The sequence below is a fragment of the Streptococcus sanguinis genome (assembly GCF_013343115.1).
GTDB lineage: Bacteria > Bacillota > Bacilli > Lactobacillales > Streptococcaceae > Streptococcus > Streptococcus sanguinis_H.
The window spans coordinates 1,853,196-1,875,412 of sequence record NZ_CP054570.1 but is presented as its reverse complement, the minus strand read 5'-3'; the positions used below and the strand labels follow the sequence as shown (position 1 = coordinate 1,875,412).

The 22,217-nt window shown below is 45.0% G+C and carries 23 protein-coding genes; 15 read left to right on the top strand and 8 right to left on the bottom strand.

Annotated features, from left to right (window positions below):
• Positions 1-174 precede the first annotated feature (174 nt).
• Positions 175-1,443, bottom strand: coding sequence for a replication-associated recombination protein A (locus FOC72_RS08925; protein ID WP_002896711.1), 1,269 nt, complete (start codon positions 1,441-1,443; stop codon positions 175-177).
• Between the two features lie 87 nt (positions 1,444-1,530).
• On the opposite strand from FOC72_RS08925, the gene FOC72_RS08920 reads away from it, so the two are divergent.
• The 5 genes from FOC72_RS08920 (at position 1,531) to FOC72_RS08900 (ending at position 4,780) form a co-directional block, all read left to right on the top strand.
• Positions 1,531-2,001 (top strand): DUF3013 family protein, encoded by a 471-nt coding sequence (locus FOC72_RS08920; RefSeq protein ID WP_002896710.1) that lies wholly within the window; start codon positions 1,531-1,533, stop codon positions 1,999-2,001.
• A 9-nt stretch (positions 2,002-2,010) separates the two neighbouring features.
• Positions 2,011-2,463, top strand: a complete 453-nt coding sequence (locus FOC72_RS08915) for an NUDIX hydrolase (RefSeq protein ID WP_002896709.1) — start codon at positions 2,011-2,013, stop codon at positions 2,461-2,463.
• Positions 2,460-2,930 carry a GNAT family N-acetyltransferase gene (locus FOC72_RS08910; RefSeq protein WP_002896708.1) on the top strand — a complete coding sequence of 157 codons (471 nt, stop codon included), beginning with the start codon at positions 2,460-2,462 and terminating at the stop codon, positions 2,928-2,930. Before FOC72_RS08915 ends, FOC72_RS08910 begins: the two co-directional genes overlap by 4 nt.
• A gap of 143 nt (positions 2,931-3,073) precedes the next feature.
• Positions 3,074-4,027, top strand: coding sequence for a 50S ribosomal protein L11 methyltransferase (prmA, locus tag FOC72_RS08905; protein ID WP_032914348.1), 954 nt, complete (start codon positions 3,074-3,076; stop codon positions 4,025-4,027).
• A complete protein-coding gene (locus FOC72_RS08900; protein ID WP_002896706.1) occupies positions 4,028-4,780 on the top strand; it encodes a 16S rRNA (uracil(1498)-N(3))-methyltransferase in 753 nt (250 codons plus the stop codon). It begins immediately after the preceding gene.
• Positions 4,781-4,823: 43 nt separating this feature from the next.
• Here the strand turns inward: FOC72_RS08900 and FOC72_RS08895 are convergent, their stop codons facing one another.
• Positions 4,824-7,235 carry a bifunctional 2',3'-cyclic-nucleotide 2'-phosphodiesterase/3'-nucleotidase gene (locus tag FOC72_RS08895; protein ID WP_002896704.1) on the bottom strand — a complete coding sequence of 804 codons (2,412 nt, stop codon included), beginning with the start codon at positions 7,233-7,235 and terminating at the stop codon, positions 4,824-4,826.
• Positions 7,236-7,549: 314 nt separating this feature from the next.
• On the opposite strand from FOC72_RS08895, the gene FOC72_RS11650 reads away from it, so the two are divergent.
• The 7 genes from FOC72_RS11650 to dtd all read left to right on the top strand — a co-directional run bounded on the left by FOC72_RS11650 (position 7,550) and on the right by dtd (position 12,567).
• A complete protein-coding gene (locus FOC72_RS11650) occupies positions 7,550-7,678 on the top strand; it encodes a hypothetical protein (RefSeq protein ID WP_260468515.1) in 129 nt (42 codons plus the stop codon).
• Between the two features lie 66 nt (positions 7,679-7,744).
• Positions 7,745-8,137 (top strand): DUF1310 family protein, encoded by a 393-nt coding sequence (locus tag FOC72_RS08890; RefSeq protein WP_032914273.1) that lies wholly within the window; start codon positions 7,745-7,747, stop codon positions 8,135-8,137.
• 45 nt (positions 8,138-8,182) lie between these two features.
• Complete coding sequence (locus FOC72_RS08885; protein ID WP_002896700.1) at positions 8,183-8,584, top strand: DUF1310 family protein; 402 nt, start codon at positions 8,183-8,185, stop codon at positions 8,582-8,584.
• A 94-nt stretch (positions 8,585-8,678) separates the two neighbouring features.
• Complete coding sequence (locus tag FOC72_RS08880; RefSeq protein WP_002896698.1) at positions 8,679-9,071, top strand: DUF1310 family protein; 393 nt, start codon at positions 8,679-8,681, stop codon at positions 9,069-9,071.
• 104 nt (positions 9,072-9,175) lie between these two features.
• Positions 9,176-9,568 carry a DUF1310 family protein gene (locus FOC72_RS08875; RefSeq protein ID WP_002896696.1) on the top strand — a complete coding sequence of 131 codons (393 nt, stop codon included), beginning with the start codon at positions 9,176-9,178 and terminating at the stop codon, positions 9,566-9,568.
• Between the two features lie 267 nt (positions 9,569-9,835).
• On the top strand, positions 9,836-12,055 hold the full coding sequence (locus FOC72_RS08870; protein ID WP_002896695.1) for a RelA/SpoT family protein: 2,220 nt from the start codon (positions 9,836-9,838) through the stop codon (positions 12,053-12,055).
• Positions 12,056-12,123: 68 nt separating this feature from the next.
• Positions 12,124-12,567, top strand: coding sequence for a D-aminoacyl-tRNA deacylase (dtd, locus tag FOC72_RS08865; protein WP_002896694.1), 444 nt, complete (start codon positions 12,124-12,126; stop codon positions 12,565-12,567).
• A gap of 92 nt (positions 12,568-12,659) precedes the next feature.
• On the opposite strand, the gene FOC72_RS08860 is transcribed toward dtd, so the two are convergent.
• Entirely contained in the window at positions 12,660-13,457 is a 798-nt protein-coding gene (locus FOC72_RS08860; RefSeq protein WP_002896693.1) for a DUF4037 domain-containing protein, read from the bottom strand.
• Positions 13,458-13,957: 500 nt separating this feature from the next.
• Between FOC72_RS08860 and FOC72_RS08855 the strand changes: the two genes are divergently transcribed.
• Positions 13,958-14,572: a CPBP family intramembrane glutamic endopeptidase gene (locus FOC72_RS08855; protein ID WP_002896689.1), complete on the top strand. Its 615-nt coding sequence runs from the start codon at positions 13,958-13,960 to the stop codon at positions 14,570-14,572.
• 113 nt (positions 14,573-14,685) lie between these two features.
• On the opposite strand, the gene FOC72_RS08850 is transcribed toward FOC72_RS08855, so the two are convergent.
• The 3 genes from FOC72_RS08850 to FOC72_RS08840 form a co-directional block, all read right to left on the bottom strand.
• Positions 14,686-15,111: an EVE domain-containing protein gene (locus FOC72_RS08850; RefSeq protein WP_002896688.1), complete on the bottom strand. Its 426-nt coding sequence runs from the start codon at positions 15,109-15,111 to the stop codon at positions 14,686-14,688.
• A complete protein-coding gene (locus FOC72_RS08845) occupies positions 15,104-15,565 on the bottom strand; it encodes a MarR family winged helix-turn-helix transcriptional regulator (protein ID WP_002896687.1) in 462 nt (153 codons plus the stop codon). Before FOC72_RS08845 ends, FOC72_RS08850 begins: the two co-directional genes overlap by 8 nt.
• A 105-nt stretch (positions 15,566-15,670) precedes the next feature.
• Positions 15,671-16,318 (bottom strand): metal-dependent transcriptional regulator, encoded by a 648-nt coding sequence (locus FOC72_RS08840; RefSeq protein WP_002896686.1) that lies wholly within the window; start codon positions 16,316-16,318, stop codon positions 15,671-15,673.
• 227 nt (positions 16,319-16,545) lie between these two features.
• On the opposite strand from FOC72_RS08840, the gene FOC72_RS08835 reads away from it, so the two are divergent.
• Positions 16,546-19,425 (top strand): GBS Bsp-like repeat-containing protein, encoded by a 2,880-nt coding sequence (locus FOC72_RS08835; protein ID WP_080557424.1) that lies wholly within the window; start codon positions 16,546-16,548, stop codon positions 19,423-19,425.
• A gap of 84 nt (positions 19,426-19,509) precedes the next feature.
• Positions 19,510-20,607, top strand: a complete 1,098-nt coding sequence (locus tag FOC72_RS08830) for a DUF3114 domain-containing protein (RefSeq protein ID WP_002896684.1) — start codon at positions 19,510-19,512, stop codon at positions 20,605-20,607.
• A 20-nt stretch (positions 20,608-20,627) separates the two neighbouring features.
• On the opposite strand, the gene tpx is transcribed toward FOC72_RS08830, so the two are convergent.
• Together tpx and ssaB are read right to left on the bottom strand one after the other, a co-directional pair.
• The gene (gene tpx / locus FOC72_RS08825) at positions 20,628-21,119 is read right to left on the bottom strand and encodes a thiol peroxidase (protein WP_002896683.1); all 492 of its coding nucleotides are present in this window, start codon (positions 21,117-21,119) and stop codon (positions 20,628-20,630) included.
• 151 nt (positions 21,120-21,270) lie between these two features.
• A complete protein-coding gene (gene ssaB / locus FOC72_RS08820; RefSeq protein WP_002896682.1) occupies positions 21,271-22,200 on the bottom strand; it encodes a metal ABC transporter substrate-binding lipoprotein/adhesin SsaB in 930 nt (309 codons plus the stop codon).
• Positions 22,201-22,217: the final 17 nt, after the last annotated feature.

Sequence of the window (22,217 nt, the reverse complement as noted above, 5' to 3'; positions counted from 1 at the left end):
CTTCCGCGTGACACGGCCTGCATGCTGTTAGAAGTCTTTTGTTTCCCTAATAATACAAAAAATAGTCGGTCAACACTTAAGTGTGAAGTCGTACACCACAGCGTTTCTATAATTATAATACCATAAATTTTGAAAAATTCAAGAGAAAAATGTGATTTTTTGCAAACGATGTCATCATTTTTTTAAGTCATCAATCTTATCCTTGGTCAATCCAAGGGCTCGCTCGTACTTGCCATTTTCATTGGGAGTGAAATAATTGGCGTCTTTAATCTTGTCGGGCAGATAGTCCTGCTTGACCCAATTGCCAGGATAGGAGTGAGGGTAGAGATAGCCCTGAGCATTACCCAATTCCTTGCTTCCTGCATAGTGGCCGTCGCGTAAGTGGCGGGGAATGGGAAGATTTCCATTCTTTCGTAAGTCAGCTAAGGCCTTGTCCATGGCCAGATAGGCTGAGTTGGACTTGGGCGAAAGTGCAAGGTCAATAACAATGTTGGCGATAAGGATACGAGCTTCAGGAAAACCGATCCGCTGAGCTGCCTCCAGAGCTGTAACGGTATGAACTTGAGCGTCTGGATTTGCCAAGCCAATATCCTCGTAAGCGATAACGGTCAAGCGTCGAGCTAGGCTAGGCAGGTCTCCTGCCTCAACGAGGCGAGCTGCGTAGTGGAGGCTAGCATTGACATCGGAGCCACGGATGGACTTCTGCAGGGCAGAGAGGACATCGTAATGGCCGTCCCCGTCCTTATCCATGGTGATATAGCTCTTTTGCAGGCTGTTTTCCATGACATCGAGCGTGATGTGGCGAATGCCCTTGTCATCTTCTGGGGTAGAGAGCACGGCTAAATCCAGCGAATTATAGGCGGAGCGCAGGTCTCCGTTGGTAGAGATGCCAATAAAGTCTAGAGCTTCATCGTCTAGCTCCACTGGGAAATCAAATCCTCTTTCCTTATCCTTCAAGGCTAGCTGAATGGCCATCCGGATGTCGTCGTTGCTTAGGGGTTCAAGCTCAAATATCTGAACGCGGCTTCTGATAGCAGGAGTGACAGAAAAGAAAGGATTTTCTGTCGTCGCTCCAATCATGATGACCAGACCGCTTTCTAATAGCGGCAGTAGAAAGTCTTGCTTGGTCTTGTCCAAGCGGTGAATCTCGTCCAGCAGGAGCACCAGTCCGCCGGAAAATTTCGCTTCTTCAGCGATTTCCTGCAGGCGTTTCTTGCTATCTACGGTGGCGTTAAAGGTCCGAAAGGCGTATTTAGTTGTGCCGGCAATAGCCGAGGCGATAGAGGTCTTGCCGATGCCGGGTGGTCCGTAGAGGATCATCGAGGACAGGCGGTTAGCTTCAACCATGCGACGGATGATTTTTCCAGGTCCGACCAGATGCTGCTGGCCGATGATCTGGTCAATGTCAGTAGGCCGCATGCGCAGGGCTAGGTTTTCTGGCATAAGATTTCCTTTCTGCAAGTGTTTTTCTTGGCTTTTTGTGTTACTATTGTAGATAGTAATATTTTATCACAATGAAAAGAGGAAATCATGGCTAAGTACGGTTTTTTGGAGATATTGGACGAGGAAATGGGGAAGAGCTTTCCTTTTGACTATGAGATAAACTGGGACAAGAAGAATCACGCGGTGGAAGTAGCCTTTCTTCTTGAGGTGCAAAATCCAGGCGGGATTGAGACGGTTGATGCTGAGGGCAATGCCTCGGCTGAGGATATTTACTTTGAGGAAGCCGTGCTTTTCTATAATCCGGTCAAGTCTCGTTTTGAGGCCGAGGACTATCTGGCTGCCCTGCCCTATGAGCCGAAGAAAGGGCTGTCACGGGAGTTTTTGGCTTATTTCGTGGATTTCCTAAGCCAAACAGCTGAGTCTGGCCTTGATGCGCTCATGGACTTTTTAGCAGATTCAGAGGCGGCAGAGTTTGAGATGGCTTGGAATGCTGAGGCTTTTGAAAATGGCAGAGCTGACTTGGCTGAGACAGAATTTTATTCATATCCGAGGTATTAGGAGGCGCTGATGACAGATGAAGAAGGACTAGATTTGCTGCACAAACAGATGGAGTTTTCTGGCTGCAAGATTGCCTTGCTCTGTGATGATAAGCTACTGACTATCTTGCGAGACGATATTTCAACCATTCCTTGGCTCAATATGTGGGAGTTACCGGGCGGTGGCCGCGAGGACGAGGAAACGCCTTTTGAATGTGTCCAAAGGGAAGTTTTCGAAGAGCTTAGTTTTAAGCTTGAAGAAGCGGCTATTGACTGGGCTAAGGAATATCAAGGAATGCTTGATCCAGAAAAAACCTCTATTTTTATGGTGGGAACCATCACTCAGGAAGAATTTGCCAGCATCATCTTTGGTGATGAGGGCCAGGCTTATCAGATGATGGATGTGAGCCAGTTTTTAGCAGATGAAAAGGTTATTCCGCAGCTGCAGGACAGGTTAAGAGATTATTTGGAGGTGCGAGCATGATTCATATTGAGCGGGCGGGAGCTGAGGATTTAGAGACCATTATTGCCATTCAGCGAGCGAGTTTTAAGGCTGTTTATGAAAAATATCAGGATCAATACGACCCCTATCTGGAGGAGCGAGAGCGGATTCGCTGGAAGCTGGTTGAGCGGCCCAATAGTTTTTATTATTTTGTCAAAGACGGCGAGAAGATTCTGGGCTTTATCCGCTTGAATACAAATGATGAACAGACAGCAGGCTGGATTGGGACAGTGGCGATTTTGCCAGAGCACCAGAATAAAGGATATGGCTCTGAGGGGCTTGGCCTGATAGAGGAGACATTCTCTACCATTATGAAATGGGATTTGTGTACGGTTTTCCAGGATAAAGGCATGGTGGCTTTTTATGAGAAAAACGGCTATCATCAGACCCATACGGAGCCCGAAAAAGAGGGCATGGATATGGTTTACATGACGAAGACAATGAAATAAACAAAGAAAGGATTGTTCAGTTAAATTTCTAAACTGAACCCGCCCTAAACACTGTGGCAAAAAGATAAGGTTCTCTTAGACATAAGACTTGTCAGAGAATTTCCTATTTTGACTCTGTGTTTTACGGGCTTGGTATTTTAATGATGGACACTTGGCAGGAATTAACGATTGAAGTGAAGCGTGAGGCGGAGGAAGCAGCCTCGAATATTCTGATCGAGCTGGGCAGTCAGGGCGTGGCTATCGATGACAGCGCAGATTATCTGGGGCAGGTCGACCAGTATGGTGAGCTTTTTCCAGAAGTTGAGCAGAGCGAGCGGGTTCGGATTACCGGCTACTATCCGGATTCTGTGGATATAGAGGCTGTTGCAGCCCAGGCCAATGAGCGTCTGACTGAGCTGGATGGCTTCGGATTGGAGACGGGCGATATTCAGCTGACTCGGCAGGAACTGGCTGAGGAAGACTGGGCGGACAATTGGAAGAAATACTTTGAGCCGGCTCGGATTACCCATGACTTGACAATTGTGCCGTCATGGACGGAGTATGAGGCGACAGCTGGTGAGAAGATTATCAAGCTGGATCCTGGCATGGCCTTTGGTACGGGCACTCACCCAACGACCAAGATGAGCCTCTTTGCTTTGGAGCAGGTCTTACGAGGCGGAGAAACGGTGCTGGATGTGGGTACAGGCAGTGGCGTTCTCTCCATTGCCAGCTCTCTCTTGGGCGCTAAGGACATCTACGCTTATGATTTAGACGAGGTGGCGGTGCGCGTGGCTCAGGAAAATATTGAGCTCAATCCAGGTATGGAGAACATCCATGTGGCACCGGGTAATCTTCTTCGAGGCGTAGAAATCGAGGCGGATGTCATTGTTGCCAACATCTTGGCCGATATTCTCGTCCATCTGACAGAGGATGCCTACCGTTTGGTCAAGGATGAGGGCTATCTGATTATGAGTGGGATTATTTCTGAGAAGTGGGAAATGGTGCGCGAGTCAGCAGAAGCAGCAGGATTTTTCCTAGAAACTCATATGATTCAGGGCGAGTGGAATGCCTGTGTCTTTAAGAAAACGCAAGACATTTCAGGCGTGATAGGTGGTTAGATGCAGCAGTATTTTATAAAAGGAAGTCCTCAGTCTCCTCTGGCGGTCACGGATAAGGACACGGCCAAACATATGTTTTCAGTCATGCGCCTCAAAGAGGGCGACCAAGTTACACTAGTCTTTGATGATGGCGTGAAGCGACTGGCTCGGGTTTTGGACCCCAGTCAACAGAGCTTGGAAATCTTGGAGGAGCTAGCAGACAATACCGAGCTGCCGGTTCAAGTAACCATTGCTTCAGGCTTTCCCAAGGGTGATAAATTAGAGTTTATCACTCAGAAGGTAACGGAGCTAGGAGCCAGTGCTATCTGGGCTTTTCCAGCGGACTGGTCGGTGGCCAAGTGGGATGGCAAAAAGCTGGCTAAAAAGAGTGAAAAGCTAGAGAAAATTGCTCAGGGAGCAGCGGAGCAGAGTAAGCGAAATCTGATTCCTGAGATTCGGCTCTTTAATAAAAAAGCAGACTTCCTGGCGACCTTGGCAGATTTTGACCGCATCATCGTGGCCTATGAAGAATCGGCCAAAGCAGGAGAAACTGCAGCTCTAGTCAGTGCTCTGTCAGGCTTGGCAGCCGGCGCAAAAGTGCTCTTTATCTTCGGACCGGAGGGCGGTCTCTCGCCAGATGAAATAGCAGCCTTTGACCAAGCAGGCGCTGTATCGGCTGGTCTAGGTCCACGTATCCTGCGGGCTGAAACAGCTCCGCTTTACGCCTTGACGGCAGTCAGTGTTTTGTTGGAATTGAGCAATGACAGTCTCTAAAAAGCAAAATCAGCAGCCATTTTGGCTGCTGATTTTTTAATCATTATTGTCTTTCACGTTTTTTGAAGGCGAAGATTCCTGCAAGTCCGGTCATGACAAGTCCCAAGAGTCCGAGCGAGGATGTCTTTTCTCCGGTTGCTGGGAGGCTTTCTGTTCCTGCCTGTCTGTGGGATGCTTGCTTGTTTGTGCTAGGGTCAACAGCAGTCAAGACAGGGAAGTCTACTCTACTATGCTGCAGGTTGGCTGCTTCAACTGCGATAGTAGGAGAGCTTGGTTGCTCAATAGGAACCGGTTCAGTTTTCGGTGCGACGTAGACGAATTTGTATTCGCCGAATCCTTCTTGGGCAGAGGTTGCTAGATAGACGATGTCTCCGTCAGTACCAATCAAGTTCTTGGCCTTATCAGCTGTCAGGAAGCGCAGGTCCAGTCCCTTGATGGTATCAGCGAAATGCCAGTTCTGATCTGCACTTGGATTGATATTTTTGACAGCTAAGATATAGTTGATGATAGCTTGGCGGTTTTCCAGATTGAGCAGGCGGTTGAGGCTGGCTTCTCGAACACCTGGGAAGTTACCGTTGGACCGGTAGTTGTTGGTCACGACGATAAATTCCTGATTGGGGTCAATCTCTTTGCCTTGATATTTAAGGTCGCGGACCCGGCTGGCATTTGGATTTGCCAGCTTGCCTTCGCGGTCGTATTTGTTCGGCTGGGTAATGTCAAACTCATAGGTAACACCGTCAATAACATCAAAGTTATAAGTCCGGTAGTCAGTATTGACCAGATTTTGCGGTTGGTTATTATTTGGGTCAATGGTGTTGAACTGGCCAGCTGACATTTCCAACCATTCTTTGAGCTGGGCACCGTTGACCTTGAGGATAGCTGTGACATTATCATAAAGATAGAGATCTGCTACGTTCTTGATGGCAATAGGACCAGCTGGAATGTCTGTGTAGGCCGTTGCATCCCCGCGAGTTCCCGCCTTGAAAGGAGCAGCTGCAGACAGGATAGGAAGGTTGGCTTCAGGCGTGCCAGCCAGCTCTTGCTTAGCATACCAAAGCTGAGCATTATTGACGATTTGCACAGATGGATCGTCTTTGACCAGAGAGAAGTAGCTTGTAATCGGTGCAGTCGTTGTACCGACTTGCTGTCGGACATAGTTGATAGTCCCTTGATGGGATTCCTTAGCAATGTCAATGACGCGCTGATCTGCTACATTAGACTTGGTATCCACCTTGCGGATGGAGCCCTTGCTGTCAGTGACTTTCCATTTACCGTCGGTATAGTTTAGCTTGAGGTCAATGACGCCCAGATGGTCGCCGTATTTTCCAGCCATGGTTACTGGAGTGCCGTTGATTTTCCCGTTGACACCGTCTACACCAGGATATTTTTCGTAGAAACCAGTTCCATTTCCGCTTGGGAATTCGGCGTGGGAGTGGCCCGTTACAACAGCATCCACACCTGGCAGGCTAGCGATTTGATAACCTTCATTTTCCTCGCCTTTTTCATACTTGTCATCTCCGATACCAGAGTGAGAAAGCACCAAAGTGATGTCTGCACCTGCCTTGCGCATCTCAGGAATGATGTCTCGAATAGCCTCAACAGAATCGCGAACGACCACTTTTCCTTCTAGGTTTGCTTTATCCCAGTTGAGGATTTGTGGCGGTACAATCCCTGTCACACCAATCTTGACAGTCGTCAAGCGGCCTTGTGTATCCGTAAAGGTCTTTTCGATGATTTTGTAAGGCTGATAGATGAATTTACCAGTCGCTGGATCCAGCACATTGGCATTGACAAGAGGCATGCCGGCTGTCTCAATCACACGGTTCAGATAGTCCAGACCATAGTTGAACTCATGGTTTCCTAGCGTACCAGCTTCAAAGCCCAGAGCTTGCAGAGCAGCGTACATAGGGTGCTGCTCGCCCTTCTCCACAGGATCTACAATGGCCTTATAGGTTCCAAGCGGCGTTCCTTGGATGGTATCGCCATTGTCGACCAAGAGGACATTTGGATTTTCTTTCTTTGCTTTCTCGATCAGCACGGCTGTTTTAGCCAGTCCCAAGGTCTCCACCGGCTTGTCCTGATAGTAGTCGTAGTTGACCAAGTTGGTATGGAGGTCAGTCGTTGCCAAGATACGAAGCTCGACAGTCTGTCCCTCCACGGGCTTAGTATCCTCAGTAGCTGCGACATTGCGAGCCATAGCCATCAGAGCATCAGCGTTTCCGCTGGCATTTTCTGGGGAAATAGCAGAGCTAGGCTCCGTGCTCTCTGGTGTCGCAGTAGCTTCAGTAGGACTTGCAGCAGTCGTTGGTTTTACTTCCGCTGCGCTGCTTTCTACTGGAGCAGGATTAGCGGTGACTGCTGGAGCATTCTCATCAGCTTGAACAGCATTTACAGCTGCCGCAAGAGTCGCTGCGCTCAAAAGCACAACCGTTTTTTGAAGGGATGATTTAGACATAATATCTCCTTTGTTAAAATGAATTTCAGACTTATATTATACTATATTAAAGCGCTCTCATCAAGAGAAGTTCATAAATTAAAACTTAATAAAATTGACTGGAAGCTTCATAAGTTGCAAATATGAGAATATAAACTAAAACAGAATGCTCCAAGATTTACCACTATTGTATCCGCTTTCGTATTTTGGTATAATAGTGATGAGCTCACTTGGGTAAGTCGGAAAGGGAAATAAAACGGAAAAAATCAGACTGCCTAAACTGGGAAGCGTATCTGCATTTTTTGCCTGATAAGGAGAGGAGGTTCGCCATGACTATGTCTGCCTTATTTGAGTTGTTTGTCGCCCTTTTAGGTGTGGCATCTACTTGCTACCTTGTCTATGCTTATTGTCAATTTATCAAGGAAGAAGTTCATCACTTTCTTCACCACAACCCGCCCGTTTAAGGCGGGTTTTTGCTTTTGGGGAAATATATTATATAATGAAACTGATAAAGATTGAGGAATGTTTATATGTCTAAGAGAAGAAATAGAATTATGGGGCTTATTGGCCTAAGTGTACTGATATTGCTGGGAGTAGGCCTATACCTAGCTCATAAAAATCATGAATTTCAGAATGAGATGACAAGAATTGTCCACAGTAAGAAAGTGAAGAATCTAATAGAAAAGAAATTAAAAAAAATAGATTCTCATGCTTTAACAGATAAGGGGAAAATTCAATCCTATAAAATTGATGATAAGAGCATTCGTCACAATCCAATGGGAGGCATTATGTTTGATATTGTCATTAATGATGACCCTGATATTGTTGGGTCAACAGGCCTTAGAAAATATGGAGAGAATGAGGACATACGAACTGTTGGTATGGATAGGTCAAAAGGTCTTCAGAAGTTGCTAGAGGAGTGATGACCAAGGAGTCATAAGGAGATTTCTTTATTTAGAGGTGAACGTATGAAGCAAAAACATAAAATTATCTTATCAGTTATCAGCTTGTTTGTGACTGCTTGCATAGGAGTAGGTCTCTACCTAGCTCACAAAAACCAAGAATTCCAGAATGAAATGTTCAGAATTGTCCATAGTGAGGAAGTGAGGGAGTTGATTGAAGAAGATTTAAAAAGAAAAGATCCAAATGCGTTAACAGACAAAGGGAAGATTCACTCTTATAAAATAGATGATAGCTCCATTAAGCATAATCCGATGGGGGGAATTATGTTTCATATTATCATTAATGATAGTATAAGTATGGTTGGGAAGACTGGTCTTCGAATGGATGGTGAGAATGGGAAAATTCGTACGGAAGGTATGACTGAATCAGCAGGTTTGCGGGCGTTGTTGGAAAGTGACGACAAGTGATTCAGTATTCTAGTTATAGCGAAAACCTCTTGCTTTAATTGGAATTGCAAAACCTATACCACATACTAAATTATAATAGTCGTAGGAGTGTCTAATGAAGCAAAAACATAAAATTATCTTATCAGTTGTTAGCTTGTTTTTAGTTCTTTGTCTGGGAGGAGGAATATACTTGACTTACAAAAATCAAGAATTCCAGAATGAGATGATAAGAATTGTCCACAGTGAGGAAGTAAAGAAATTGATTGTGGAAGAATTAAAAGCAATTGATCCAAATGCTTTAACGGAGAAAGGAAAAATTCGTTCTTATAAAATAGATGATAGCTCCATTAAACATAATCCAATGGGAGGCATTATGTTTGATATCATCATTAATGATAGTATAAGTATGTTTGGGAAAATGGGAATTCAAAAAGATGGCGGAAGTGAGCAACTAAGTTCAGTTGGTATGAGTGAATCGGCAGGTTTGCAAGCTTTGGTAGGGGAGTGATGACAAGTGATTCACTATTCTAGCTATAGCGAAAACCTCTTGCTTTAATTGGAATCGCAAAACCTATACCACATACTAAATTATAATAGTCGTAGGAGTGTCTAATGAAGAAAAAGAATAAAATTATACTAATTATCGTCAGTTTGTTTGTGGCTGTTTGTTTGGGAGGAGGAATGTATATGGCGCACAAAAATCAAGAATTTCAGAATGAGATGGTAAAGATTGTCCACAGTGAGGAAGTGAAGAATTTAATAGAAAAGAAATTAAAAAAATTAGACCCTCATGCTTTAACGGATAAGGGGAAGATTCGTTCTTATAAAATAGATGACAAGACCATCCGTCATAATCCTATGGGCGGAATCATGTTTCATATTGTAATCAATGAAAACCAAGATATTATAGGTAAGTTTGGCATTCAAAAATATGGGGAAGACGAACCAATTAGTACAGTAGGAATGTCAAAATCAAAGAAATTTCAAGATTTACTTAAGGAGTGATTTCGATGTTTTACAATGATGAAGTAAAGAATAAGATTGCTTGGCAAGAATATACTAGTTATAAAATCGGTGACAAGTCAAAGAAAGTGCCCAGCAAAAGAGAAGTGGTGTTCAGGAATTGCAGGATAATAAGTAAGGCTTTGTTTTTACCAGCCTCGCATCGGATAACTCCCGCCCGTTTAAGGCGGGTTTTTATATGAACCGTCTTCTAGGTTTTCATATCGGGTTAAAAGTGATAAAATAGTAGGCAGGAATTGGAGAGACGAGATGCCAAAAGAAGTGAATTTGACGGGCGATCAGGTATTGGCCCTTACTAGAAAATATCTGGCTGCGGAGGATGTGGCCTTTATACAGAAAGCTTTGATCTATGCGATTGACTGTCACAGCGGGCAGTTTCGCAGGTCAGGTGAGCCTTATATTGTGCATCCCATTCAGGTGGCAGGGATTTTGGCCAAGCTCAAGCTGGATGCGGTAACGGTTGCCTGCGGCTTTCTTCATGATGTGGTCGAGGATACCCGTGCGACGCTGGATGATTTGGAAAGAGAGTTTGGGACGGATGTCCGCGTGATTGTGGATGGGGTTACCAAGCTGGGTAAGGTCAAGTACAAATCCCACGAGGAGCAGCTGGCAGAAAATCACCGTAAGATGCTGATGGCCATGTCGGAGGATATCCGGGTTATTTTGGTCAAACTGGCAGACCGTCTCCACAATATGCGGACGCTCAAGCATCTGCGCAAGGATAAGCAGGAGCGGATTTCCCGAGAAACAATGGAAATCTACGCCCCCTTGGCTCATCGCCTGGGGATTTCCAGTGTCAAGTGGGAGCTGGAAGATTTGTCCTTCCGTTATCTCAATGAAGTGGAATTTTACAAAATTTCCCACATGATGAAGGAGAAGCGTCGGGAGCGTGAAGAACTGGTAGAAGAGGTGGTTCAGAAGATTGAGACCTATGCTGGCGAGCGCAATCTGCACGGTAAGATTTATGGCCGGCCCAAGCATATCTACTCGATCTATCGTAAGATGCAGGACAAGAAGAAGCGTTTTGATGAGATTTATGATTTAATCGCCATTCGCTGTATCTTGGATACTCAAAGTGATGTTTATGCCATGCTGGGCTATATTCATGAGCTTTGGCGTCCTATGCCGGGGCGGTTCAAGGATTATATTGCCAACCGCAAGGCCAATGGCTATCAGTCTATCCACACGACCGTTTATGGACCCAAAGGTCCGATTGAGTTTCAGATTCGGACCAAGGAAATGCATGAGGTCGCTGAGTATGGGGTTGCGGCTCACTGGGCTTACAAGAAAGGGGTCAAGGGACAGGTAGACAGCAAAGAATCAGCCATCGGGATGAACTGGATCAAGGAGCTGATGGAACTGCAGGACCAGTCTAACAATGCCAAGGACTTCGTTGACTCGGTCAAGGAGAGCTATCTGGCTGAGGAAATCTACGTCTTCACACCAGATGGAGCGGTGCGTTCTCTGCCTAAGGACTCGGGTCCGATTGACTTTGCCTATGAGATCCACACTAAGGTCGGCGAGAAAGCCACAGGAGCCAAGGTCAATGGCCGCATGGTGCCCCTGACAACCAAGCTTAGGACAGGTGATCAGGTGGAAATCATCACCAACGCTAACTCCTTCGGACCGAGCCGCGACTGGCTCAATATTGTCAAGACCAGCAAGGCCAGAAATAAAATCCGTCAGTTCTTTAAAAATCAAGACAAGGAGCTATCTATCTCCAAAGGGCGGGAACTCTTGCAGGCTCAATTTCAGGAGCATGGCTATGTAGCCAATAAGTACATGGACAAGAAGCACATGGAAGAAGTGCTGCAGAAGACCAGTTATAAGACTGAGGAGGCGCTTTTTGCGGCGATTGGCTTCGGTGAGATTGGTGCCATTAGCATTTTCAACCGTTTGACAGAAAAAGAGCGCCGTGAGGAAGAACGGGCCAAGGCCAGAGCAGAAGCGGAGGAATTGGTTAAGGGCGGCGAAGTCAAGGTCGAAAACAAAAAAGACACCCTCAAGGTTAAGCACGAAGGTGGTGTGGTTATTCAGGGGGCGTCTGGTCTCCTTATCCGGATTGCCAAATGCTGTAATCCTGTACCGGGTGATGATATTGTCGGCTATATTACCAAAGGACGCGGTGTAGCCATTCACCGACAGGACTGCATGAATCTCAAGGCCCAAGAAAATTACGAGCAGCGGCTGATTGATGTGGAATGGGAAGACAACAACACGACCAAAGAGTACACGGCTCACATTGATATTTACGGTCTCAACCGCTCTGGCCTCCTCAACGATGTGTTGCAGGTTCTGTCCAATACCACCAAAAACATTTCAACAGTTAATGCCCAGCCGACCAAGGATATGAAATTTGCCAATATCCACGTTTCTTTTGGTATTGCTAATCTGTCCATGCTGACGACGGTGGTGGATAAGATTAAGAGCGTGCCAGAGGTCTACTCGGTCAAGCGGACTAATGGCTGATTCTTTTCGGAAATCATTATCGAGCTGTAAGTTACCCTTGGTGACTTGCTTAAATCAAAGGAAAAAATATGAAAATAGTGATTCAGCGCGTGAAACGTGCTCAGGTCAGTATTGACCAGCAGCTGCACAGCAGTATTGGAAAAGGTCTTCTGCTCCTAGTCGGCGTAGGCCCTGACGATAGTCAGGAGGATATGGATTATGCAGTCAGGAAGATTGTCAATATGCGGATTTTTTCCGATGCTGAGGGCAAGATGAACCTGTCTATCAAGGACATTGGCGGAGAAGTTTTGTCGATTTCCCAGTTCACTCTGCATGCAGATACCAAAAAGGGTAATCGGCCAGCCTTTGTCAAGGCTGCTCCGCCAGAGATGGCTAGTAATTTTTATGATGCTTTCAATCTTTCCTTGCAGCAGGAGGTGCCGACTCGGACGGGGATTTTTGGGGCAGACATGCAGGTAGAGATAATCAATGATGGTCCAGTGACCATTATCTTGGATACGAAGAATCGCTGAGAATAAATATGAAAAGGAGTTTGAACACTAGTGTTCAAACTCCTAATTTTTTTGCTTCTGTAGCAATGAATAGATAGTTTCCGACAACATTACTAAAAATCACCAATCATTTCTTGAGGAATGACTTCTTTGATGGTCGCCACTAGCTGATTGATAAGCTTTAACGCTTCAGCGGGCTCAGTGTAGAGCTTTTGAAAATAGGTCTGTATATTTTCTTCGAAATGCTGAGGTAATAGCGGGCAGTTGGTTTTTGCAAACTCCAGCATTCTCTTTTCTCCAGGGTGCGTCTGTTCGTTTAGGGCGAAGAGCAAGTCAAAATAGGAAGCAAAAAATTCACTGCTGCGGTGATTGATACTGAGCAGGTCTTGACGCTTGAGCGCTTTTTCTATTTGTTTGGAGAAAGCTGGCATGGCTTGATCGAGTAGGAGGAGTTGCTTCTTAATAATATTCTTTTTAAGTTCAGCTGGATAAGGTCGTCTGTACTTGTTTTGAAGTGCCTCATAGCGATCATTTCGGTCGTAGATGATTTTACTGTGAAGCAGATTGTGCCACATACAGGTGGTATAGGCATTCTGGGCTTGGTGGTCTAGGACTACAGTCTGCAGGTCTTTATCGAAGCTATCCAGTGTACGGTAAATGAGCTCAATTTCGATCTTGCTCTTTAACACACAGTCATCCTCTAGTTCCCAAAACTGATTGCCGATTTCCATGTAGGAACAGTACTTGCTGAGGATATTGCGTCGAGTCATAGGAGCAATGGAATCTGTCAAGTAGACATAAACATCATAGTCTGAGTCTTTGTCAAAATGCTGTCCAGCACGAGAGCCGCCGAGAACAATAGCTTCCACTTGATCTAGCTGGGCAAATTCTTTAAAAAGTTGTTGTGGCATAATTTTTCCTTACTGATTTTTGACATCATTGTAGCAAAATGTAAGCGGGTTGGCAAGAAGGGAAAAACAGCTTTTGGCATGGCACTAAGCCTGCAAAATTGAGACCCCGAGGGGTAGAAAGTGGATGAACAGGAGCTGGGAGTATTTGACTAAAAAGAAAATTATCTGGGATAGATAGGCTGAAAATTTGACTTCGTATGATAAAATTTTAGGAGTTTCTCCCTTACTTTAACGTATTGCCAGTTTTCTATTTTTTAAACTCATCGCCTTATTTTTATCTGCAACTTTTCTTATATTGTTGAGATAAGTTTTTAAAGAGTTTTTGGAATCATTTAGTCCAAAAATGATAAGCATAGCAAACAAGTTGAAGTGGCGATAATCCTTGATTTGTTTATGTTTATGATTTCTTTCATTCTTTAGAAATATTTTAGAATTACTTTATAAATTCTTGAAGTTTGTCTTGTATAATCATATTAAAGAAAAGAAAGGAGTCTCTTATCATGGAAAATCTAGTTCAACAGATGCTGAATGCTCTGATTCAAATTGCTTTGTTTGCTTTTCTTCCTTTTGTTTGGTGGTTGATAAGTGCTAGAAGAAAAAGTCCATTTTTAGAATGGCTTGGCTTAAAACCACTAAAAGATACTGGCAGCCGGAAGATCTGGCTGTGGATTTTGTTTGGTTCGCTATCTTTCTTGCTTCTTTCGTTTTTGCTAGTATATCCTGCTGTAAAAAATCTGGATACAGCGACTTCGAATTTCTCAGGCCTAGGCTTCCAAGCCTTGCCAGCTGTTCTGATTTATGGTATTTTTCAAACTTCTCTGTCGGAAGAACTGCTATTCAGAGGTTTTCTTTTAAAGAGATTGGCTAGTCGCTTATCCTTTGTGGTAGCCAACACCATACAAGCTGCTCTTTTTGGTCTGCTCCATGGCTTAATGTCTATAACAGTGCTCTCTTGGCAGCAAACCCTGCTCATCATTTTGTGTACGGGTGGCATCGCGGCTTATATGGGCTTTGTCAATGAAAAGAAATCTGATGGCTCCATTTTAGCTAGCTGGATTATACATGCTTTAGTAAATGTGATTACGTGTAGTTTATTTGCTTTTATGCTGATTTGATAAATCGATAATTTCACTTCAAATCAAAAAGTTCCGATTTTCCTTGAGAATCGGAACTTTAGATTTAATGACAGGTGAGCAAAGGTTTAGGTGTAAGTCAAACGAAGCTGCTTCTACTGATTTGCAGGGCTGTCCAGTTTCATTTGCTCAAAAACATAAAGGAAGAAGTCTTTCGAAACTTCGAAATGTCCGTATCTTATCTGAGAAGCATATTGGCGCCACTGAGGATGATGTCGGACTTGCTCAATAGGGCAGTCTTTGACAGGCTGGTAGTAGCTGACATCTCGCCGAAATGGGACAAAGCCTTCAAACATCTCTACTTGGTAAGCAGTGTCATCTAGAATCTTGCCAACTGCTGTAAAGGCCTGTAGCTTTTCCTGACCATTCAGCTGATACTTGGGGCTGTAGTACAGAAGATAGTCCCCCTTTTTCATTCGGTTCAATGGTGCTTTCTTTCCATGGCAGACTTGACAAAATCCACCCTCTACACCTCTTAGTACATGTTCTTTTGATACGACACCAATCCAAAATCTAGTCATTTTCTGCCTCCAGTTCTATTAAGAGTTGGTTTAATGTTTCTGTATTATTTTCTAATTTTCCAAAGAACGCCTGATCAATGCTTTCTACCAGAGGAAGGGCTTGGTTGACCTTTTGCAGCCCCGTATCCGTTAGAAGTATGATGTTGGCACGGCTGTCCTTGGGATGGACTTCCCGCATGATCAAACCTTTCTTGACCAAGAGGCGGATGATTTGGGATACGGTCATAACATCCATGTCAGAAAATCGGGCAATATCGGTCTGACTCACCCATTCTCGCTGACGCAGAAGCGCTGCAAGAGTGGTCAGAACGACAAACTGAGGATGGGTCAAATCAATCGTTCTCAGTTTGTTTTTTATCAGCCCATGCCACTTGTGGTAGGCACGGATAAAGAGCAGACCGGTTGATTTTTTGTATTCATCCTTGTAGATGGAGTTGAACTGCGATTTTTCCATTAGCTTTCCCTCTAGATATTTTGTAAGTATACTTATTATAATCTGACATCTTATTTTTGTCAATAAAAACCCAGTTTAGACTAAAAAGTCCGAACTGGGTTCTGTTTATAGTTTTTCTACATAAATCTGTTGGGCAATCATAGGATTGATTTGGATTTCTTGGGTTTCTGTCTTGAGAAGATAGGCCTGAGCGAAAGAATCGTATTGGATGAAGGTGATGGTTTGGCCGATTTGCAGGTTATATTTTTCCAAGTATTTGAGCAAGTCAAAGTCGTCGTGTACGCGTTTGATGATATAGTCACCAGGGGCAGAAGCCTCTTCCAGAGTCAGTTGGTTTTCTTCGTCCAGAAGCTCTCCCTTGGCTGGGATGGTGCCTCCGTGAGGACAGGTCTTGGGGTACTGGAGCATGGCATCCAGACGCTCAACGAAACGCTCAGAAACAGTGTGCTCTAGGACTTCGGCTTCCTCATGGATTTCATCAGTCGAGTAGCCGAGATGATTGACCAGAAAGACCTCAATCAGCCGGTGCTTGCGATAGAGGTCGGAAACTAGCCTTAGCCCCAAATCAGTCAGCAGGTAGCCGGCTTTTTTATCCTTGACCAGAAGTTCTTCCGCCAGCATTTTTTTCATCATTTCCGTCACAGCTGGAGGTGAAACCTGCATGAGCTGGGCGATTTCTTTATTGGTGATTTTTTTGTGGCGGCTGCCAATCTCATAGATACACTTGAGATAGTCTTCTTTATTTGGGGTCATCTTGCATCCTCGCTGAACTTTCTATCACTAGTATAACAAAAATCACTGTAAGAATACAGTGTCTAAGCCTTTCTTTGATGTTTAGTTTTTCTTTATTCGCTTGTAATCGTTTTGCGATTATTATATAATCAAAGCGTACAATTTAAAAAATAAAAAGTAAAAATTCTTTAGCTGGTTTGCAGAAAATTGGCTTGCTTTTTACTTTTTTGCAAAAGGAGAATCCTATTATGAAAAAAAGACGAATGATGGCGTCTCGAGCAGAGAAGTTTACTCGTTTTGGCATTCGCAAATGCAGTCTGGGAGCAGTCTCGGTAGCGATTGCGACTGGTCTGGCCTTTCTTGGAAGTGGAGCAGTGCAGGCAGAACAGCTGACACCTAGTCAGACAGCTGACAGTGTCGCTGTCAGCCAGGCTGTGGAGAACCAAGCTAGCACAGCTGCAACTCCGACTGTGACAGAAACCAGTCTGTCAAGTATGGATAAGGCTGCACCAGCGCCGGAGGCTGTTACTCCTGACGCTAGTCAGATACCTACGTCTTCCGATACCAGTGCTCGGCCTACTTCATCAGATCCTGTAGAAAATGCCCATCCGAAAAGTGATACTGTAGCTTCGACAGAAAATCAACCTGCTGTAGCTGACGACTCTGAAAAAAGTGATGCTTCTAATCAGCTGGCGCAAGCAGCTTCTGCTACAGAGCGTCCATTGGCAGCAGAGGTCAAAAAGCCTCAAGGTAAGATTACCATTCAGAACAACAATCCGCAGACTGGTGAATTTGATATTGTCGTATCCGATATTGTTGCCCCAGATGGTCTGAAGTCCGTTTACTTGCCGACTTGGTCAGCTGCCAACGACCAAGACGACGTGCAGTGGTACACCGCTGAAAGACGAGCTGATGGGACCTATTTCAAACATGTCAGCTACCGCAATCATAAGAACTCCTTGGGCGAGTATAATGTTCACCTCTATTTTGTGAATGATGCAGGCCAGCTGCAGGGTGCAGGCTCAGCTAAGACGGTGGTTGACCGCGCGCAACCAAAAGGCAAGATCACCATTCAGAACAACAATCCGCAGACAGGCGAATTTGATATTGTCGTATCCGATATTGTCGCCCCAGATGGCCTGAAGGCGGTCTATCTGCCGACTTGGTCAGCTGCTAACGACCAAGACGACGTGCAGTGGTACACTGCTGAAAGACGAGCTGATGGGACCTATTTCAAACATGTCAGCTACCGCAACCACAAGAACTCCTTGGGTGAGTATAATGTGCACCTCTATTTTGTGAATGATGCAGGTCAGCTGCAGGGTGCAGGTTCGGCTAAGACGGTTGTTACTCGCGCGCAGCCACAAGGCAAGATTACTATTCAGAACAACAATCCACAGACAGGTGAATTTGATATTGTCGTGTCAGACATTGTTGCCCCAGATGGTCTAAAAGCTGTTTACTTGCCGACTTGGTCTGTTGCTAACGACCAAGACGATGTGCAGTGGTACACAGCCGAAAGACGCGCTGATGGGACCTATTTCAAGCATGTCAACTACCGCAACCATAAGAACTCTCTTGGTGAGTATAATGTTCATCTCTATTTTATGAATGATGCAGGTCAGCTGCAGGGTGCAGGTTCGGCTAAGACGGTTGTTACTCGCGCGCAGCCACAGGGTAAAATTACCATTCAGAACAACAATCCGCAGACAGGTGAATTTGATATTGTCGTTTCTGATATTGTTGCCCCAGATGGCCTGAAGTCTGTTAGTCTTCCAACCTGGTCCACCGCTAACGACCAAGACGATGTGCAATGGTACACAGCCGAAAGACGAGCCAATGGAACCTATTTCAAGCATGTCAGCTACCGCAACCACAAGAACTCCCTTGGTGAGTATAATGTTCATCTCTATTTTGTGAATGATTCAGGCCAGCTTCAGGGTGCAGGCTCAACAAAGACGGTGGTTACTCGCGCGCAACCACAGGGCAAGATCACCATTCAGAACAACAATCCGCAGACAGGCGAATTTGATATTGTCGTGTCTGATATTGTTGCTCCAGATGGTCTGAAGGCGGTCTACCTGCCAACATGGTCCAGCAAGGATGACCAAGTCGACGTGCAGTGGTATATCGCTGAGCGCCAAGCTGACGGCACCTATAAAAAACATGTCCGAGCTCAGGATCATAAGTTTTCAGTAGGTGAGTACAAGGTTCATCTTTACTATCTGAACGAGGATGGCCAGATGCAAGGTGCGGGTGGCGAGAAGCTGATGGTTTCTGTAGCACCTGAAAATATCCGTGCGACTGGAAAAATCAATATCCAAAACAATAATGCGCGAACAGGAACTTTTGATGTGGTTGTGACAAATGTCTCCAATCCAGGTGGAATTCAAGCAGTCTATCTGCCAACTTGGTCCACAGATAAGGATCAGGATGATGTCAAATGGTATTTAGCTCAAAAGCAGGCGAATGGCACCTATAAGATCACAGTCCGAGCTAGTGACCATAAGCTTTCTACCGGCGAGTACAAGATTCATCTTTACTATAAGCAGGACAATGGTCAGCTCATCGCTGTTGATGCTACTACGACCCAGGTATCAAAAGCGGTTTACAATACTCCGTACTACTCACAGCGTGATGGTCGCTGGGGTGGCAGGAAGTATGGTCCTTACAGCATGGATGCGACAGGATGCGTGCCGACAACGCTAGCCATGGTTATTTCTGGAATTACTGGGACAGAAGTGCTTCCAACAACCGTTGCGGATTACCTATACAATAATACCAATGAATTTAATAAAGATGGATTTGGCACCAGCAGCCGTGGTATTGTTCGCGCTGCCCAGCACTGGGATCTGACGACTGAGACCCTGTTTACAGCTTCTGCAGTCAAAGAAGTGCTTTCGCAGGGGCATCATGTCCTAGGTGCCGTTGGTACCAGCATCTTTGCCCATTATCCAGTCACTCATGAGCTGGTTCTCAAAGGCTATGACAATGGAAAAACCTATGTCCGTGACCCTTATAATGCAGCTAATAATGGCTGGTATCCAGTAGACTATCTCTTTGGAGTCAAGAGTGTAGATCCGACGGATAATACAGAAGGAACACCCTTTATTGCCATCAAAGGATAAGAAATTCGTGAATAAGAAGACCGCTCGTTGCTTGACGGGCGGTTTTCTATGTGGGTATAATAGAAAAAAGAAAGGAGGGAAGCCATGTATCCGAAAGAAGAGAAAGAGCAGCTCTTTCAGCAATTGCAATCAATTGGTTGGTCTCGGGCAGCACTGGAACGAGTTTTTGCAGAGATTAGTGTGCAAGGGAAAACATTGACAGAAGAAGGAGATTACCTTCAGGAAGCTCAGCTTTTTGGCAGTCCCTTTTTTCAAAAGCTCTGGCAGGCTGAGAATGCTCAGAACAGCAGGTTAGGAGCTCAGGAACTGCTGGTTATGGCTATGAATATTGTTAATATGCCTGAGGAGTTGAGCGGGGACAAGTCAGAGACAGATTTTTTGCTGGCTCGAATTGCTCCAGGCCTAACACCGCATGATGGCTTTTGGAAGATTTTCTCAAGGACCTTGCGCCAGGCTTTTCCGGCAGATGATTTGAGCCAAAAGGATGGTAATCAAAAGCTCAAAAAGCAGCTGCATCAGTTTCGCTATGTCATTTCCTGCCAGCAGGCCCAGTGGGTCAGGGAGCGCTACCGTCAGGCTGGTATGACAGATGCAGAAGCCTTGGCTTCCTATCTAAAGGATTGGCCAGGGCTGACTTATAGCTTTCAAGAGTCCTCTCGCCTGCACAATAAAGCCTATATTGATAAGAAGTCAGAGCAAGCTGTCTATCCGGATGGTCAAGCAAGTCAGGCCAATATAAAAATCCTGATTGATTTTCATACAGAGTTTATTCTGGATCAGACAGGCCGTTTTCTCAATATCATAGATCCAGAGGGGGCTAGCCAAAATGGGATTGTGAATGGCGCCAGCTTTAACTACGGTGAGCGCAATCGTCCGGTCAATCAGGCTTCTCATACCCGCTATGACGTCAAAACGCCTGCTATATGGGATCCTCGCTTTCGCAGGCTTGTCATTGAAAATGGCGGCCGCAAGTTCAAGTCACCTCAGAATAATCGTGGTCCGCTGGGCTATCGTTCGGCTAAGAGCCCTTATGCTCGAAAGGGACGGAGTGCTTATAAACAGGCAAAGGCAGAGATTGCTCAATTCAAGAAATTGCTGAATCGACCATCCTTTCTCTTGCGTTCCTGGGCTTGCTTCCGTCAGTTTTGGCAGAAGTTTTTCGCACAAAAAAATACGGACTAGCAAATCCGTATTTTTATCTTTTACAAACTCTTAACTGCAGCAATCGCTGCTTCAAAGTCTGGCTCGGTATTGATATTGTCTACATACTCAGCGTAGGTCACAGTGTTGTTTTCGTCCAAAACTAGAACTGCGCGAGCCAAAAGGTGCCATTCATTGATAAGGACAGCATAGTCGCGACCGAAAGAATGATCGAAGTAGTCAGAGAGCATGACAGCATTCTCAATGCCTTCAGCAGCACACCACTTGCCTTGAGCAAAAGGCAAGTCAACTGAAACCGTGATCACAACGGTATTGTCCAAGTCAGAGAGTTCTTGGTTAAAACGACGAGTCTGAGTCGAGCAGACACCAGTATCGATAGATGGGATGATGCTCAGGACTTTCTTTTTGCCAGCAAAGTCAGCCAGAGTTTTCTTTGAAAGGTCAGTAGCTGTCAGGCTAAAATCGTGGGCGGTATCGCCGACTTGCAGTTGCTTTCCAGTAAAGGTTACAGGATTTCCGAGAAAAGTTGTCATAAGGAGTCTCCATTCATGTTTGATAGCTTCATTGTACAGCGAATAGTGATTTTTTTCGAATAATTTGACCGGAAATTTGAGAGTGCTACAAATTAAAACTCCTTATACAAAAATAAAGAGGTTAGGATTTTGTCTTCCTAACCTTTTATCATTATTTTGCCAATCCTTCAGAAATTTTATCCAGATTGTATTTCATCATGCTGTAGTAGCTGTCGCCTTCTTCGCCTTTGTCAGCGATTGAGTCAGTGAAGATTTTAGCGTGGATTGGGATGTTGGTGTCTTTAGAAACAGTCTTCATCGGACGGTCGTCCACACTTGATTCGACAAAGAGAGATGGCACTTTGGTCTTGCGTAGTTTTTCAACCAAGCTTTTGATTTGGTCTGGAGTTCCTTCTTCCTCGGTGTTGATTTCCCAGATGTAGGCCGACGGCACGTTGTAGGCTTTAGAGAAGTACTTGAAGCATCCTTCACTGGTCACAATCATTTTCTTTTCTTCTGGGATATTGTTGAATTTCTCCTTGGCTTCCTTATCCAGAGCGGTTAGCTTTTCCACATAGGCTTTGAGATTTTTCTCGTAAGTGGCCTTATTGTCAGGGTCTTTTTCAATCAAACGCTTGGCAATATTTTGTGCATAGATGATACCATTTTCCAAGTTGAGCCAAGCATGAGGGTCTTCTTTGCCCTTTTCACTTTGCCCTTCAAGGTAAATGACGTCAACGCCATCGCTGACAGCATAGTAGTCCTTGTTTTCTTCCTTATTGGCATTTTTGACCAACTTGGTGAACCAAGCATTGCCGCCAGTTTCCAGGTTGATACCGTTGTAGAAGATGAGATCCGCTTGAGAAGTCTTTTTGACATCTTCAGGCAGAGGTTCGTATTCGTGGGGGTCTTTGCCGACTGGTACAATGCTGTGCAGGTCAATCTTATCGCCAGCTATATTTTTGGTAATATCAGCGATAATTGAGTTGGTTGCAACAACCTTGAGCTTGGATGACTCACTGGACGCCTTCTTCTGACCGGAGCAGGCAAAGAGAGTGCAGACTGCTAGCAAAAGCAGGGATAAAAAACCTAATTTTTTCATGGGATTCCTCCATCAAA